The sequence below is a fragment of the Brevibacillus sp. WF146 genome (assembly GCF_001673705.2).
Taxonomy (GTDB): domain Bacteria; phylum Bacillota; class Bacilli; order Brevibacillales; family Brevibacillaceae; genus Brevibacillus; species Brevibacillus thermoruber.
The window spans coordinates 535,580-550,951 of sequence record NZ_CP109943.1 but is presented as its reverse complement, the minus strand read 5'-3'; the positions used below and the strand labels follow the sequence as shown (position 1 = coordinate 550,951).

Here is a 15,372-nt window from a genome sequence, read left to right as displayed (position 1 = left end):
TTCGTCTAGCGTTTCATCGAATCCATCTCGTCCACGTTGACGGTCTCCTTGTTGCGGTACAGCGCGATGAGGATCGCCAGCCCCACCGCCACTTCGGCTGCTGCCACCGTCATCGTGAACAGGGTGAAGATCTGCCCCGTCACGGCCGGGAACAGCCCGTACTTGGCGAACGCCACGAGGTTGATGTTGACCGCATTCAGCATCAGTTCGATGGACAGCAGCACAATGACCGCGTTTCGCTTGGTCAGCGCCCCGTACAATCCGACGCAAAACAGAATCAGGGCCACCAGCAAATAGGAGGTAATGTTTACGCTCATTCGCTGTCCCCCTCCTTTTTCGCCATGATGATCGCGCCCACCAGCGCCACCAGCAGCAGGACGGATACCAGTTCAAACGGAATGACGTACTTCGTGAAAATCTCCACGCCGAGCTGCTTGACGCTGGCCGTCTGCGCTGCGGCTCCCTCCGGCGGCGCCGTCCACACGGTCTTTTGGATGCCCCAGAACATCAGGCCGAACAGGCCGGCGACAAACACCAGGCTGAAGATGTTCTTCCAGGAACGTCCCGTCCCTTCGTCGGAAGCGTTGTGTTTGGTGAGCATGATCCCGAACAGCATCAGGATGGATATGGCGCCCGAGTATACCAGCACCTGGGCCACGCCGACAAACTCGGCCCCCAGCAGCACGAACAGGCCGGCGATGCTGATAAACGTGATCCCGAGCGAAATGACCATGTGCACCACCCGGGTGAAGCTGATCATGAAGACCGCGCCGCCGATCGTCAGAAGGGAGAGGATGAAAAAGGCCAGAAATTCGCCGGTCATGACTAATTCTCCTCCCTGACGTTGGTATTGTTGTCGTCCAGCCATTTCAGGTCCTTGTACAACTCGTCCCGGCTGTACACGGCCAGCTCGTAGTTGTTGGTCATCACGATCGCTTCCGTCGGGCACACCTCCGTACAGAGGTCGCACAGGATGCAGATTTCAAAGTTGATGTCGTAGGTGTCGATGATTTTCCCCTTTTTCTCCGGATCGGGATGGGGTTTGCCCGTCAGCTGGATGCACTCCGTCGGGCAGATGCGCGCGCACTGGTTGCAGACGATGCATTTTTCCGGCGAGAAGTGCTGAATGCCGCGAAACCGAGGCGGCATCGGAAAGGGCACGTCCGGGTAGAAATGGGTCACTTTTTTCTCGGTCAGCTTTTTAAACGTATACCCCAGGCCTTTGGCCAGTCCTAGCATGTGTGTCACCCCTCTGGACAAGATCGTGATACGGCTCGGCGTCTAGGAGAACATGCCGTTTTGGAAGGAAATCACCACGGCGGTCAGCAGGATGTTCAAGAGCGCCAGCGGCAGGAGTACTTTCCAGGCAAACGACATCAACTGGTCGACGCGCAGACGGGGGAACGTCGCACGCACCCAGAACTGGAAAAAGACGTAGAGCGAGAATTTGAGAACAAACCAGACAATTCCCGGAATGAAGGAAAGACTCGGATGAATCGGCAGCCAGCCGCCCAAAAACAGGATGGTCACCAGGGCGCCCATACCGAACATGTAGACGTATTCCGCCAGCATGAACATGGCAAAGCGGAACCCGGAGTACTCCACGTGGTAGCCGGCCACCAGCTCCGATTCGGCCTCCGGCAGGTCGAACGGCGTGCGGTTCAGCTCCGCCTGCGCCGCCACGATGAAGACCGCAAAACCGAGAAACTGCGGCACGATATTCCACACGTCCTGCTGCGCCAACACGATGTCCCGCAGGTTCATGCTGCCGGTCATCAGCACAACCCCCACCACGGACATGACCAGCGGCACTTCGTAGCTGATCATCTGCGCGGCGGAGCGCAATCCGCCGATCAGCGAATACTTGTTGTTGGAAGCCCAGCCTGCCGTGATCACGCCCAGAACGGTGATGCCGGACAAGGCGATGTAGTAGAGCAGGCCGATGCCCAGATCGGCAAAGCGAATGCTGTCCGTAAACGGCATGACGGCCAGGACGCCAAACGCGGGCGCATACGCCAGGATGGGTGCCAGCGTAAACAGCGCCTTGTCGGCGTGCTGCGGCCTTGTGTCTTCCTTCAACAGCAGTTTGGCCACGTCAGCCACCGTCTGCAGCAGACCCAGGGGACCGACACGGTTGGGACCAATCCTCAACTGCATCCAGCCAATCACCTTGCGTTCAAAATAGATCGCGTAGGTGACGAACCCCAGCACGACGAGCAGCAGCGCCACCGCCGCCAGAGCGAACCAGAGCGCGGTGCCCCATGAGGGCGTTTGTTGCAACAGATCGCTCATCAGCAGTCAACCTCCCCGAGCACGATGTCGATGCTGCCCAGGATGGCCACCATGTTGGCGATGTTTTCGCCCTCCAACAGCTTGGGCAGGATCTGCAGATTGTGGAACGACGGGCGGCGGAACTTCAGGCGCCACGGCTTATCCTTGCCGGTGCTGGCGATGTAGCAGCCGATCTCCCCGCGCGGCGACTCGATCCGCACGTACGCCTCGCCCGCAGGCGGACGAATGACGCGGGGCACTTTGCCCATGACTTCTCCCTCGGTGGGAAATTGATCGAGCGCCTGCTCAAGAATGCGCAGTGACTGTTCGATCTCCGCCATCCGCAAATGGTAACGCGCCAGGCAGTCGCCTTCGGTAGCCGTCGGCACGTCAAATTCGAAACGGTCGTAGATGCAGTACGGCTCGTCTTTGCGCAGGTCCCACTTCACCCCGGTGGACCGCAGCATCACGCCGGAAAGCGAATAATCCAGCGCGGTCTTCTGGTCGAATTTGCCGATTCCCCGCAGCCGGTTGATGAAAATCTCGTTGCCAGTCACCAATTTGTGGTAATTGTTCAATTCCTTTTTCATGTATTGGACAAACTCTTTTACCTTGTCGATCCAGCCCGGCGGTGCATCCCACTTCACGCCGCCGATGCGCATGTAGTTGAACGTCATCCGCGCTCCGCACAGCTCATTGAACAAATCCAGGATGCTTTCCCGGTCGCGGAAGGCGTACAGGAACGGTCCCATCGCCCCGATGTCCAGCAGGTACGTCCCCCACCAGACCAGGTGGCTGGCCACGCGGTTCAGCTCCATCGCGATCAGCCGCAGGAATTGGGCCCTCTCCGGCACTTCCACGCCCATCATCGTCTCGACGGCGTGACAAAGGACGTAGTTGTTGGTCATGGCCGAGACGTAGTCCATCCGGTCGGTATAGGGAATGATCTGCGTATACGTCAGGTTTTCCGCCAGCTTTTCCGTCCCCCGGTGGAGATAGCCCATCACGGGAGTCGCTTCCTTGATGGTCTCCCCGTCAATCTTGACGACCAGGCGCAATACGCCGTGGGTACTGGGGTGCTGCGGTCCGACGTTGAGGAGCATTTCTTCCGTCCGGATGCCCGACTCAGGAGATGTCGTGGCATTCGTCAATAGGATGTCGCGGTTCATCTGCTACACCTCCTCGTCGTACTGCACGTAATCTTTTCTCAGCGGATAGCCGACCCACTCGTCCGGCAGCAAAATTCGACGCAATTTGGTATGTCCCGGGAAATAAATGCCCAATAGGTCGAATGTTTCCCGTTCGCTCCAATCGGCACCGCGCCAGATGTCCATAACAGACGGGACACTCGGTTGTTCGCGGTTGGTTTTGACCTTTACCGCCAGGCTCTGCCGATTTTTGTAGGAATAGAAATGATAGTACACTTCCATGCGGTCTTCGTAATCGACGCCGTGCAGATCGGACAGGTAGTCGAACGCCAGCGCCTCGTCTTCTTTCAGAAACCGGGCCACTTCATGCCAGCGCTCGTTTTTCACCACCAGCGTCGGAACGTCTTTGGACAGCTCGTTGATATAGGCTGCTTCCAGCACGTCCGCACCGAATGTTTCGGAAATACGGGCCACGTATTTGTCCAGATACGGCTGATTTTTGGAAGGCGGTTTGGGCGCTGCCGCTGTCTCGTCCGCTCCTGCCGCCCCGCCGGCCTTTGCTTTCGCCGCTGCGGCTGCTGCTGCCGCCGCTTTTGCCTTGGCCGCCGCTGCAGCTTTCGCCTTGGCGTCGGCGTCGCCGCCTGTCGTCTCTCCCACTCCGCCGGCCTCTGCCGCTTCTCGCGCGGCCTTTGCCTTCGCCGCTGCGGCTGCTGCTGCCGCCGCTTTTGCCTTGGCCGCCGCTGCCGCTTTCGCCTTGGCGTCGGCATCGTCGCCTGTCGTCTTTCCTGCTCCGCCGGCCTCTGCCGCTTCTCGCGCGGCCTTTGCCTTCGCCGCTGCGGCTGCTGCCGCCGCCGCTTTTGCCTTCGCCTTTTCCTCCGGCGTCATTTCCGAGACGGGCTTGGACGCGGCTGGCTGAGCTTCAGACGTTTCGCCGCCTGCGGCCTGCGCATCCGAAGGGGCTGCCGCTGTTTGCTCTGTCCCCTCCGCCTGCTGTTCTTTCGCTTTTCGCAATGCCTCCGCCTTGGCACGGGCCTCTGCCGCAGCCTTCGCTTTTTCTTCCGGCGTCGGTTTGCGCTTTTCGTCGCTCATTGGCTGGTCACCCGCTTTCCGGTCTTCGCCTCGTAGCGAATCTTCTCCTGCAGCTTGTTAATGCCGTAAATCAGCGCTGCGGGGTTGGGCGGACAGCCCGGAATGTACACATCGACCGGCACGATCTGGTCTACGCCTTTCACCACGCTGTACGATCTCACGTACGGCCCGCCCGCCGTGGCACAGGAGCCCATGGCGATGACCCATTTGGGTTCCGGCATTTGGTCGTACAATCTGCGCAGCAGCGGCGCCATTTTTTTGGTCACCGTGCCGGCCACGATCATCACGTCGGACTGACGCGGGGAGGCACGGAAAATGACGCCAAAGCGGTCAAGGTCGTAGCGGGAGCCGCCGGTTCCCATCATCTCGATGGCACAGCAGGCCAACCCAAACGTCAGCGGCCAGAGGGAATTGCTCCTCACCCACCCCTTGATCGTTTCCAGCGTCGTAAACATGACGTTGCGATTCAGTTCTTCCTGCAGTTCAGGCGCGATGCTCGTGAGATCTAGTTCCATTCCAGCACCTTCTTTCTCCAAGCGTAGATCAATCCAACCACCAGCAAGGTAATAAAAATCACCATCTCCACCAGGGCAAACAGGCCCAACTGGTTGTAGGCGACCGCCCATGGATAGAGAAAGAGGGTTTCCACATCAAAAATGACAAACAGCAGGGCGAAGATGTAGTACTTGACGTTGAAGCGCACCCAACTGTCCCCAACGGGAATGTTACCGCTTTCATAGGTGGCTTGCTTTTCCGGCGTCGGCTTCTTGGGACGCAGCAGCGGTCCGATGATGCTCACGGTTGCCACCGGCAGCAGCACCCCAAGGATCAGGAAAATCGCCACAATCACGTAATTGTTGGTGTAGACCTCACTCACCGACGTTCCCTCCGCTCTGTGAAAAATATGAAAAATTTCGAACGCGATGCCGATTCAACGACACTGGTCTTTTTTCGTGCAGCATCCGGAAGCAGGTCACGCTGTTGATCCAATCTGACACTGTTAGAAAAAAATACCTTCATCATTATAGCAAATCGCCAAACGAGTGTCTAACGAAAGCCCCCCCTTACAAGAAAAGGAAAAAACTTAGGGAATCGTCCCTAAGTTTTTCCAAACCACAAGAATCCGGTTTTATTGAACATTCGAGGAGAACTCCTGCCCGAGGAAATCCTCGTAGATGCGCTCCCATACGACCGTGAAGGTCATCGGCTGGTCGTCCGGAATCTCCAGCAAGTTGTCAATTGGCTCTTCCATATACGGCGTCAGCTTGATCAGCACTTCGGTCAGCATCGCGTCATTGGTGTTCAGCATCTCTTTCAGTTCTGCCTTGGTGTAGGTAAAGGTGTTTTCCTCGTGCTCATGCAGCTTCAACACCAAACGGCTGAACATCGGATGGACCAATGCCTCCAGCTTGATGTGCGTCAGGGCAAACTGTTCCGCCTCGGTCAGTTGGAACAAATCCATCGTGTCCGGGAACGGATAAACGGGGATGTCCCACACGTCGCCCTTGTCCAGAACCAGCCCCCACTTGGTCAGCAGTTCGATGGCCTCCTCGCGGGATGTCGGGTACTGATAGCCGGAGCGCTCCAGGAACTCCTTGTGTTTCTCCACGTGCGCTACGTAGGCGTTGTAGTCTTCTTCCGACTTGAACTTTTCCTTCTTCGGCGTGGAAAACACGTGCTGCAGTCCTTTGAAGCCGTCCAACTGCTTCTTCATTTCTTCCTTGCTTTCGCATTTGGTTACCACGTAGCACAGCGCTTGAAACAGGACGTTCATGTCATGAGACAGCACGTTGTACCAGCCGTTTGCCGTATATCCGCTGGGAATGACTACGCCTGTTTGGTTATTGCGAATATCGCGAATGGTTTGCATGACTTACACTCTCCTTCTTTCCGATCGCCAGTGCCGTCCCGCCCCTTCGCCTTTCCGGGCAAACGGCACGCCTCGGCAGAGCATTAGGTTTATTATAACGGAAACCGCAGGTCAGTACCAACTGGAAAAAAATCGTCCCGCTACAGGAAAAATCCCCGCAGCCGGGTGGCGCGGGGATGTTTGCTTACAGATTGTTGGTCACATCGAGACGAGCCATGGCGCGCTGCAGGGCGCGTTCGGCACGGCGAATGTCGAGGTCCGGATGCTTGTCGATCAAACGCTTTTCGGCGCGTTCTTTTGCCGCCTTGGCGCGTTCCACGTCAATGTCCTCCGGAAGTTCTGCCGTCTCGGCCAAAATCGTCACCTTGTCGCCGCGAACTTCCATGAACCCGCCGCTTACGGCCATGCGAATCTCTTTCTCGCCTTCCGTCTTGATCCGAACAGGCGCTATTTTCAGCGGGGTTACCAGCGGCATGTGGTTCGGCAAAATACCGAGATCCCCCTGCACGCCTCGGGCAATGACCATGCTGGCTTCGCCGCTGTAGACAACCCGTTCAGGAGTTACGACTTCCACTGTCATCTTGCTCACTTACTGGTCTCCCCTTTCCAGGGTGTCTTACGCCATGGTCTTCGCTTTCTCAACCGCTTCCTCAATCGTACCAACGTAGAGGAATGCCGCCTCAGGCAGATCGTCGTGCTTGCCTTCCAGGATTTCCTTGAAGCTGCGGACCGTTTCCTTGAGCGGGACGTATTTGCCCGGGAAGCCGGTAAACTGCTCGGCCACGTGGAACGGCTGGGACAGGAAGCGCTGGATGCGGCGGGCGCGAGCTACGATCAGCTTGTCTTCGTCGCTCAGCTCGTCCATACCCAGGATCGCGATGATGTCCTGGAGCTCTTTGTAGCGCTGCAGGATTTTTTGCACGCCGCGCGCCACTTCGTAGTGCTCTTGTCCGACGATGTCCGGGGACAGCGCACGGGAAGTGGATGCGAGCGGGTCAACCGCAGGGAAGATACCCAGCTCGGCGATGGAACGCTCCAGGTTGGTGGTGGCGTCCAAGTGTGCGAAGGTCGTAGCCGGAGCCGGGTCGGTGTAGTCGTCCGCCGGTACGTAGATCGCCTGGATGGACGTTACGGAACCTTTTTTCGTGGAGGTAATGCGCTCTTGCAGTTGCCCCATCTCGGTTGCCAGCGTCGGCTGGTAACCTACCGCGGACGGCATGCGGCCCAGCAGCGCGGATACCTCGGAACCCGCCTGGGTAAAGCGGAAGATGTTGTCGATGAACAGCAGCACGTCGCGGCCTTCTTCGTCGCGGAAGTACTCCGCCATGGTCAGACCGGTCAGCGCCACGCGCAGACGCGCACCCGGCGGTTCGTTCATCTGACCGAACACCATCGCGGTTTTCGGCAGAACGCCTGCGTCTTTCATCTCGTGGTACAGGTCGTTCCCTTCACGCGTGCGTTCGCCTACGCCGGCGAATACGGAGATACCGCCGTGCTCCTGCGCGATGTTGTTGATCAGCTCTTGGATGGTAACGGTTTTCCCTACGCCGGCACCGCCGAACAGACCGATCTTGCCGCCCTTGATGTACGGTGCGAGCAGGTCGATCACCTTGATCCCGGTTTCGAGAATTTCTACGGTCGTCGCTTGTTCCACAAATTCCGGCGCTTTGCGGTGGATCGGGTCACGGCGCTCCACTTCGCCCAGTTCCTTCAGGTCGATCGGTTCACCCAGCACGTTGAATACACGGCCCAGGGTTACCTGACCAACCGGTACGGAAATCGGAGCACCGGTGTCAATCGCTTCCATGCCGCGCACAAGACCGTCGGTGGATGCCATCGCAACGGTACGTACGCGGTTGTCGCCCAGGTGAACCGCAACCTCAACGGTCAAATCAATGTCGCGCTCCCCCGCGTTTTGCGCTTTGTGTTGAATCTTGATCGCATTGTAAATGGCAGGCAGGTGTCCGCGTTCAAACTCGATGTCTACAACGGGACCCATTACCTGAACCACGCGTCCTTTCGCCATCTTACTTCTTCCCTCCTGTGAAACTGATTTGGGCGTTTACCTAGACATTACGCTTGCGCATTCGCACCTGCGACGATTTCGGAGATCTCTTGGGTAATGGCCGCCTGACGGGCACGGTTGTACTCCAGCGTCAGTTTGTCGATCATGGCGGTTGCATTGTCCGTTGCGTTGCCCATCGCGGTCATGCGGGCTCCTTCCTCGGACGCCTTCGCATCCAGGAGCGCGCTGTACACGAGCGTTTCTGCATATTTCGGCAGCAGCACCGACAGCACTTCTTCGGCGGACGGTTCGTATTCGTAGTTCACCTTGCGCTGTTCCCCGCTCTCCACAGCGTTCAGCGGGAGCAGGCGGGTGACCGTCGGCACTTGCGAAATGGCACTTTGGAATTCATTGTAGCAAAGGTACAGCTCGTCGATTTTTTCGTCGGCAAACATCTGAACCGCCGCGCTGGCGATTTTCTTGATGTCGGCAAACGTCGGGTTGCCCGGCAGTCCCACGACCTCATCGATGACCGGGTAGTTGCGCTTGCGGAAAAAATCGCGCCCTTTGCGCCCCAGCACAAAGATGGCGTATTCGTCCTGCGATTTGTGCTTTTCCTTGATGGTCTGGAGCACTTTCCGAATGATGTTTCCGTTATAGCCGCCAGCCATGCCGCGGTCCGAGGTGATGACGATGTACCCGGTCTTTTTCACCGGCCGGGATTCCAGCATCGGATGTTTTACCGCAGTCGTGCCGCTCGCGATGCTGGCAATGACCTCCCGGATCTTGCGCGCGTACGGACGTGCCGCTTCCGCTTTCTCCTGGGCGCGGCGAAGTCTCGCTGCCGCCATCATCTTCATCGCCTTGGTGATTTGACGCGTATTCTTAAAGCTTTTGATACGGCCTCGAATTTCGCGTATTCCTTTAGCCACTCACTTTTCACCACCTTGGGGGTGCATGCCGAACCGCAGACGGCCGGCATGCAACAGATCTCATTCTATATCCGCTTAGCGGCTAACCGAAAAGCCTTTTTTGAACTCTTCGATCGCTGCGTTCAGTTCTTTTTCATCCGGAAGCTCTTTCGTCGTGCGAATGTGTTCCAGCAGATGCGGCTTGTTGGAATCGAGGTAGGAGAGGAATTCCTTCTCGAAACGGCGTACATCCTCTACCGGAATATCGTCGAGATAGCCTTTGGTTGCCGTGTAGATGATGGCAACCTGCTTCTCCACCGGCATCGGATCGAATTGGTTTTGTTTCATGATTTCCATCAGGCGCTGACCGCGGGTCAAACGGGCTTGCGTCGCCTTGTCCAGGTCGGAACCGAACTGCGCAAACGCTGCCAGCTCGCGGTATTGGGCCAGCTCCAGCTTGAGCGGACCGGCTACCTTTTTCATCGCCTTGATCTGCGCCGCGCCACCTACACGGGATACGGAAAGACCCGTGTTTACCGCAGGGCGCTGACCGGCGTTGAACAGGTCGGTCTCCAGGAAGATCTGACCGTCGGTGATGGAGATCACGTTGGTCGGAATGTACGCGGAAATGTCACCCGCTTGCGTTTCGATGAACGGCAGTGCGGTCAGGGAACCGGCGCCCATCTCGTCGGAGAGCTTCGCAGCACGCTCCAGCAGACGGGAGTGCAGGTAGAAGACGTCACCCGGATACGCTTCGCGGCCCGGAGGACGGCGGAGCAGGAGGGACATTTCGCGGTATGCCGCCGCTTGCTTGGACAGGTCGTCGTACACGCAGAGGACGTGCTGTCCTTTGTACATGAAGTATTCACCCATGGTTACACCTGCGTACGGAGCCAGGAACAGGAGCGGAGCCGGGTCGGACGCCGTCGCGGACACCACGATGGTGTACTCCAGGGCACCGTGCTTGCGCAGGGTTTCCACGATGTTGGCAACGGTCGATTGCTTTTGGCCGATTGCCACGTAGATACAAATCATGTTTTGGCCTTTTTGGTTGATGATGGTGTCCAGCGCCACAGCCGTTTTACCGGTTTGGCGGTCACCGATGATCAGCTCGCGCTGACCGCGGCCGATCGGAATCATCGCGTCGATCGCCTTGATACCGGTTTGCAGCGGCTCGTGAACGGATTTCCGCGCCATAACGCCAGGGGCCGGGCTTTCGACCGGACGGAATTGCGTCGTGTTGATCGGGCCGAGGCCGTCAAGCGGCTGACCGAGCGGGTTTACCACGCGACCGAGCAGCGCTTCGCCCACCGGCACCTCCATGATGCGGCCGGTGCGCTTAACGGTGTCGCCTTCTTTAATGTCGCGGAACGGACCGAGAATAACGACACCCACGTTGTCCTCTTCCAAGTTGAGTACCATGCCCATGACGCCGTTTTGGAACTCGAGCAGTTCCCCCGCCATGGCTTTTTCCAAACCGTGAACGCGTGCGATACCGTCACCGATCTGAATGACCGTGCCTACGTCCACAACTTCGATTTCAGATGTAAAATTAGCGATCCGCTCTTTGATGAGGGAGCTAATCTCTTCTGGTCTGATTGCACTCACGATTATTCACCCCATTCATCCAAACGATCTTATTGCTGATGCGCGAAGTGTTCCAGTTTCGTCTTGATGCTGCCGTCGTACAGCCGGTCGCCGATCTTGATCACGACGCCGCCCAGAATGGACGGGTCCACGACCGTTTGCACGCGCAGCTTTTTGTTCAGCTTTTGTCCGAGCTTTTCCGCCAGCTCCGCCTGTTCTTCGGCACTCAGCGGCTTGGCGCTGGTCACGGTCGCTTCGGCGATGCCGCGCGCGTCGTTGGCCATCCGCACAAAGGAGCGGTAGATGTCCACCAGTTGTCCCTCACGTCCGTTGTCGATCAGGACGTTGAGGAAGTTGTGCGTCTCTTCGCTCACATGGCGTTTGAACAGGTCGTCGGCCAGCGATTTTTTCGCCGCACGCGCGATGTGCGGGTGGAGCAGGATCTTGCTCAGATCGGCGTTCTGTTCAATCGCGTCCACGACCGCCTTCAGATCCGCTTCAATCTGGTCGAGCTTCCCACGCTCGCTGGCTACTTCAAACAGGGCGCGAGCGTAGCGCTTGCTTACCGCGCCGCTCATAGGCGATCTCCCACTTGAGCGAGGAATTTGTCAACAGTCGCTTTTTGCGTCGCTTCATCCAGTTCTTTCTCGATGATCTTGGACGCGAGCAGAACGGACAGACCGGTCATTTGGTCGCGCAGTTCCGCTTTCGCTTTCTCCACTTCACGCGCCAGTTCCGCGCTTGCGTCCGCTTTCAGACGTTCAGCGGCAGCTTGGGCGTCAGCCACGATTTTGGCTGCTTCATCGGACGCCTGCTTCGTCGCGCGGTCGATGATCGATTTGGCTTCGAGGCGAGCTTCGTCCAGCACGCGGCGCTGTTCGGCCAGCAGTGCTTCCGCTTCTTTGCGGCTGCGCTCAGCCGTGGTGATTTCGTTTTCGATATGCTGACGACGCTTTTCCATGACAGCCACGATCGGGCCCATGGCAAACTTGCGAACCGCCAGCAGCAGCAGCAGGAATACGATAGCTTGGGTCAAGAGCGAGCCCCATTCGAGGGCTACGGCACCAAAGTCGAGCATTCGTTTCACTCCTTCCTTGCAAACAGGAGAATGTATCTCTACGGGTAAAGCCGTTTGTTTCCGCAAGAAAACGTGGCATCGCCGCGCACCTGGCGAGGCGAGCCGCGCAGCGACGCACAAGATGTGCGAGTGTCGGCGGTGCGCCGTACGGGACGTCGCGCTCAGCCGACACCGGTGTCAATGGGAACGCGTTCACCGCCCATTGACCAAAATAGAGGCGAAGGTCAAGCCCCCGCCTATCATTTCGATTGTTCGCTCGCTTACAGACGACCGAAGAGGATGAAACCAATCGCAACCGCGATAATCGGAACCGCCTCGACGAGACCGAGACCGAGGAACATCAGACCCATCAGGTTACCGCGTGCTTCCGGTTGGCGAGCTACGCCTTCAATTGTACGGGAAATTACCAGGGAGTTGCCGATTGCTGCACCCAGAGCAGCCAGACCAAATACGATACCGATTGCAAGAGCCAAACCTTCCATTGTAAAAATACCTCCTTAGTGTTGTGAAAAATAAACATCTACTGCGAATTAATGTTGGTCATTCACTTGTTGAGAAATGTACACCATCGCCAGCGTGGTGAAGATAAAGGCTTGGACCGAGCCGACGAATACGGAGTAGCCCAGCCACAGGAACAGCGGAATGCTGCCGAAGATCCCCACGCCAAGCAGGAACGCGATGAGAACCTCGCCCGCGAAGATGTTACCGAATAGACGCAACGGAAGCGTCAGCGGCTTGATGATGAACTCTTCGAGGATGTGAATCGGGTTCAGGAACGTGTGCTTGAGCCAGCCGCCAAAGCTTTTCTTCATCCCCAGGTAGTGGGCGTACAGAAGAACCACCAATGCCAGCGCAAAGGTTACGCTCGGAGTGGCGGTCGGCGATTTCCACCAGCCGATGGAGGCGCCGTGGCCGTGAGGATCGTTAATCTCCTCCTCCAGCTTCGCCAGCTTCTCCTTCTTGGCCTCTTCCGTCGTGGAGAGCGTCAGCATGTCTTTGACGGTATCGCTCACATACTGATTCTCTGCAGGATTGTTGTGAATCGCTGTGTTTACGTTGAACAGAAGGCCAAGCTGGTTCCCGAAGAAGATGTAGAGGAACAGCGTCAGCGCCAGCGAGACATAACCGGCGGCCTTTTTCGGCTCGATGTAGCTTTTGGTGATGCCGGCGACGAAATCGACAATCCACTCCATCACGTTTTGCCTGCCTCCGGGAACGCCAGAGGTGAGGTTGCGGGTCATCCCGATGCAGAAGAACAGCACAATCAAGGCTGTAACCACAATTGCAATGATGGTCGAGATGTCAAACACCATGCCCAACCATTCAAATCGCAAAGAGTAATGCATGTATTTCACCCCTTTCTTCCGTGCGAATCTGTTGCACCAACAAAGTCAGATCGAAAAAAATGCTTGTCAATCCAATCTATTTGAAGGAGCGATAAACAAAAAAGAAGCCTAGAACTTGAAAGAGGAAAAGGCCGATCAGCACGCCGGAAAGCACAAACAGATGGGGAAAGCGGATTGTCATAAAGACGGCAAATCCGGCCACGAGAAGGCGCTGCAGCATGCCAGTTCCTTTCGGCCGCACATTCGGATCGACAGCCATCTGGCCGATCCGCCAGGTTTTGCTGGCCAGCAGCGTGCCGCTGAGGACACTTCCGCCCATACCAAGCAGGAGGCTTTGCAAAAACATTCGATACTGAGGCAACAGGGCCCAGAGTATCGCAACCAGGGCCATACAAACAAAAGCATAGCGGAAAGCCGCTCGCATAGCCGAAGTAAACGTTTGCATGTTCAATCTCCCTACAGGTAACCGCGGACTATGCGGTAGACGCTGTACACGCCTATACCCAATCCGGCGAGCAATCCGATCATCATGAACCACGGTTTGGTGGCCAGCAGGCTGTCGACGTACCTGCCCAGATAGACGCCTGCGATGACGCAGACGGCCAGATCGGCGCCGATCAGGCTGACCAGCGTGATGGCCCGCCACGGATTATCGATTTTCGGCACTGGACCGCCCCCTTTCATACACAAGGAGAGGGCAGGTGTCAAGTGCCCCTTTGCCCTCATCCATATTAACGAAGATTTATTCCCTTTGTCAACGTGCGGCTCGTTCTGTACACAAAGCGTTCACATTTGAAAACAGCGAACGTTTTCTTACAAAAACCGCCAAGTTGTACGTCACCGGGACCATGGAAACCGAAGCCTGTCCGCTTATAGTTTCTCGACGACCGTGGCCACCCCTTGTCCGCCTCCGATGCACAGCGTCGCCAATCCATATTTTACCCCTGAACGCTTGTGCAATTCGTGAATCAGCGTGACCAGCACGCGCGCACCGCTGGCGCCGATCGGGTGTCCGAGGGCGATCGCGCCGCCGTTTACGTTCAGTTTGTCGCGCGGGATGCCCAGCGCCTTTCCGACTGCCAGCGACTGGGCGGCGAACGCCTCGTTGGCCTCGATCAGATCGATCTCGTCCAGGGAGAGTCCCGCCTTGGCCAGCACCCGTTGCGTCGCCGGTACGGGTCCGATGCCCATGATGCTGGGGGTGACCCCGGCGCTGGCGTTGGCGACGATCCGGGCCAGCGGCTTGACGCCCAGCTCGGCCGCCTTTTCGCCCGACATGATCAACAGGGCGGCCGCTCCGTCGTTGATGCCCGACGCGTTGCCCGCGGTAACCGTTCCGTCCTTTTTGAAAGCCGGCCGCAGCTTGCCGAGCGACTCCACGGTCACGCCCGTGCGGGGAAATTCATCCACCTCAAACAGGACCGGGTCTCCTTTTTTCTGCGGAATCGGCACCGGCACGATCTCGTCGCGAAAACGCCCCTCGGCCAGGGCACGCTGCGCCTTTTCCTGGCTCCAGGCGGCAAACTCATCCTGCTCTTCCCGGCTGATCCCGTACTCGGCACAGAGGTTTTCCGCCGTGATGCCCATGTGATAATCGTTGAACGCACACCACAAGCCGTCGCGGATCATCGAGTCGACCACCTTTTGATCGCCCATCCGGTAGCCGCTGCGGGCCCCTTCCAGCAGGTACGGGGCCTGGCTCATGTTTTCCATGCCCCCGGCCAGCACCACGTCGGCGTCGCCGCAGAGAATCGCCTGGGCGGCCAGGTGAACCGCTTTCAATCCGGAGCCGCATACCTTGTTGATCGTCATCGACGGCGTCTCCTGCGGCAGTCCCGCGCGGATCGCCGCCTGGCGCGCCGGATTTTGTCCCAATCCCGCCTGCAGCACGTTGCCCATGATCACTTCGTCCACCGCTTCCTTCGCAACGCCCGCCCGCTGCAAAGCCGCCTCCAGCACGACGGCTCCCAACTGCGGCGCGCTGACGCCGGACAGCGATCCCTGAAAACTGCCGATGGCCGTGCGCACTGCGCTGGCGATCACTACCTCTTTCTGACTCATCTGGAT

The 15,372-nt window shown here is 57.8% G+C and carries 20 protein-coding genes; all 20 read right to left on the bottom strand.

The annotated features are described in order from the left end of the window. Positions 1–5 precede the first annotated feature (5 nt). Complete coding sequence (gene nuoK, locus A6764_RS02800) at positions 6–317, bottom strand: NADH-quinone oxidoreductase subunit NuoK (protein ID WP_029100356.1); 312 nt, start codon at positions 315–317, stop codon at positions 6–8. Continuing rightward, a complete protein-coding gene (locus tag A6764_RS02795; RefSeq protein ID WP_029100357.1) occupies positions 314–823 on the bottom strand; it encodes an NADH-quinone oxidoreductase subunit J in 510 nt (169 codons plus the stop codon). The genes nuoK and A6764_RS02795 overlap by 4 nt, the downstream gene beginning before the upstream one ends. A 2-nt stretch (positions 824–825) precedes the next feature. Further along, positions 826–1,239: an NADH-quinone oxidoreductase subunit NuoI gene (nuoI, locus tag A6764_RS02790; RefSeq protein WP_029100358.1), complete on the bottom strand. Its 414-nt coding sequence runs from the start codon at positions 1,237–1,239 to the stop codon at positions 826–828. A 42-nt stretch (positions 1,240–1,281) separates the two neighbouring features. Continuing rightward, positions 1,282–2,295 (bottom strand): NADH-quinone oxidoreductase subunit NuoH, encoded by a 1,014-nt coding sequence (gene nuoH / locus A6764_RS02785; RefSeq protein ID WP_176703311.1) that lies wholly within the window; start codon positions 2,293–2,295, stop codon positions 1,282–1,284. Next, on the bottom strand, positions 2,292–3,440 hold the full coding sequence (locus tag A6764_RS02780) for an NADH-quinone oxidoreductase subunit D (RefSeq protein WP_065067429.1): 1,149 nt from the start codon (positions 3,438–3,440) through the stop codon (positions 2,292–2,294). Before A6764_RS02780 ends, nuoH begins: the two co-directional genes overlap by 4 nt. A 3-nt stretch (positions 3,441–3,443) precedes the next feature. Beyond that, complete coding sequence (locus A6764_RS02775) at positions 3,444–4,508, bottom strand: NADH-quinone oxidoreductase subunit C (protein WP_264622387.1); 1,065 nt, start codon at positions 4,506–4,508, stop codon at positions 3,444–3,446. After that, complete coding sequence (locus A6764_RS02770; protein WP_029100362.1) at positions 4,505–5,023, bottom strand: NuoB/complex I 20 kDa subunit family protein; 519 nt, start codon at positions 5,021–5,023, stop codon at positions 4,505–4,507. Before A6764_RS02770 ends, A6764_RS02775 begins: the two co-directional genes overlap by 4 nt. After that, positions 5,014–5,385: an NADH-quinone oxidoreductase subunit A gene (locus tag A6764_RS02765; protein ID WP_029100363.1), complete on the bottom strand. Its 372-nt coding sequence runs from the start codon at positions 5,383–5,385 to the stop codon at positions 5,014–5,016. The genes A6764_RS02770 and A6764_RS02765 overlap by 10 nt, the downstream gene beginning before the upstream one ends. A gap of 252 nt (positions 5,386–5,637) precedes the next feature. Further along, positions 5,638–6,378, bottom strand: coding sequence for a DUF6042 family protein (locus tag A6764_RS02760; RefSeq protein ID WP_029100364.1), 741 nt, complete (start codon positions 6,376–6,378; stop codon positions 5,638–5,640). Positions 6,379–6,562: 184 nt separating this feature from the next. Beyond that, positions 6,563–6,967 carry a F0F1 ATP synthase subunit epsilon gene (locus tag A6764_RS02755; RefSeq protein WP_065067430.1) on the bottom strand — a complete coding sequence of 135 codons (405 nt, stop codon included), beginning with the start codon at positions 6,965–6,967 and terminating at the stop codon, positions 6,563–6,565. A gap of 27 nt (positions 6,968–6,994) precedes the next feature. Next, positions 6,995–8,404 (bottom strand): F0F1 ATP synthase subunit beta, encoded by a 1,410-nt coding sequence (gene atpD / locus A6764_RS02750; RefSeq protein WP_029100366.1) that lies wholly within the window; start codon positions 8,402–8,404, stop codon positions 6,995–6,997. 47 nt (positions 8,405–8,451) lie between these two features. Further along, the gene (gene atpG / locus A6764_RS02745) at positions 8,452–9,315 is read right to left on the bottom strand and encodes an ATP synthase F1 subunit gamma (RefSeq protein ID WP_029100367.1); all 864 of its coding nucleotides are present in this window, start codon (positions 9,313–9,315) and stop codon (positions 8,452–8,454) included. 75 nt (positions 9,316–9,390) lie between these two features. Further along, positions 9,391–10,902, bottom strand: coding sequence for a F0F1 ATP synthase subunit alpha (gene atpA / locus A6764_RS02740; protein ID WP_065067431.1), 1,512 nt, complete (start codon positions 10,900–10,902; stop codon positions 9,391–9,393). 29 nt (positions 10,903–10,931) lie between these two features. Beyond that, positions 10,932–11,459, bottom strand: a complete 528-nt coding sequence (locus A6764_RS02735) for a F0F1 ATP synthase subunit delta (protein ID WP_065067432.1) — start codon at positions 11,457–11,459, stop codon at positions 10,932–10,934. Next, on the bottom strand, positions 11,456–11,959 hold the full coding sequence (atpF, locus tag A6764_RS02730) for a F0F1 ATP synthase subunit B (RefSeq protein ID WP_035296097.1): 504 nt from the start codon (positions 11,957–11,959) through the stop codon (positions 11,456–11,458). The genes A6764_RS02735 and atpF overlap by 4 nt, the downstream gene beginning before the upstream one ends. Positions 11,960–12,219: 260 nt before the next feature. Then, on the bottom strand, positions 12,220–12,441 hold the full coding sequence (gene atpE, locus A6764_RS02725; protein ID WP_029100371.1) for a F0F1 ATP synthase subunit C: 222 nt from the start codon (positions 12,439–12,441) through the stop codon (positions 12,220–12,222). Positions 12,442–12,489: 48 nt separating this feature from the next. Further along, the gene (atpB, locus tag A6764_RS02720) at positions 12,490–13,305 is read right to left on the bottom strand and encodes a F0F1 ATP synthase subunit A (RefSeq protein WP_065067433.1); all 816 of its coding nucleotides are present in this window, start codon (positions 13,303–13,305) and stop codon (positions 12,490–12,492) included. A gap of 76 nt (positions 13,306–13,381) precedes the next feature. Next, complete coding sequence (locus tag A6764_RS02715; RefSeq protein WP_029100373.1) at positions 13,382–13,750, bottom strand: ATP synthase subunit I; 369 nt, start codon at positions 13,748–13,750, stop codon at positions 13,382–13,384. 11 nt (positions 13,751–13,761) lie between these two features. Beyond that, on the bottom strand, positions 13,762–13,971 hold the full coding sequence (locus tag A6764_RS02710; protein ID WP_029100374.1) for an AtpZ/AtpI family protein: 210 nt from the start codon (positions 13,969–13,971) through the stop codon (positions 13,762–13,764). Between the two features lie 204 nt (positions 13,972–14,175). Continuing rightward, complete coding sequence (locus tag A6764_RS02705; RefSeq protein ID WP_065067434.1) at positions 14,176–15,366, bottom strand: acetyl-CoA C-acetyltransferase; 1,191 nt, start codon at positions 15,364–15,366, stop codon at positions 14,176–14,178. Positions 15,367–15,372: the final 6 nt, after the last annotated feature.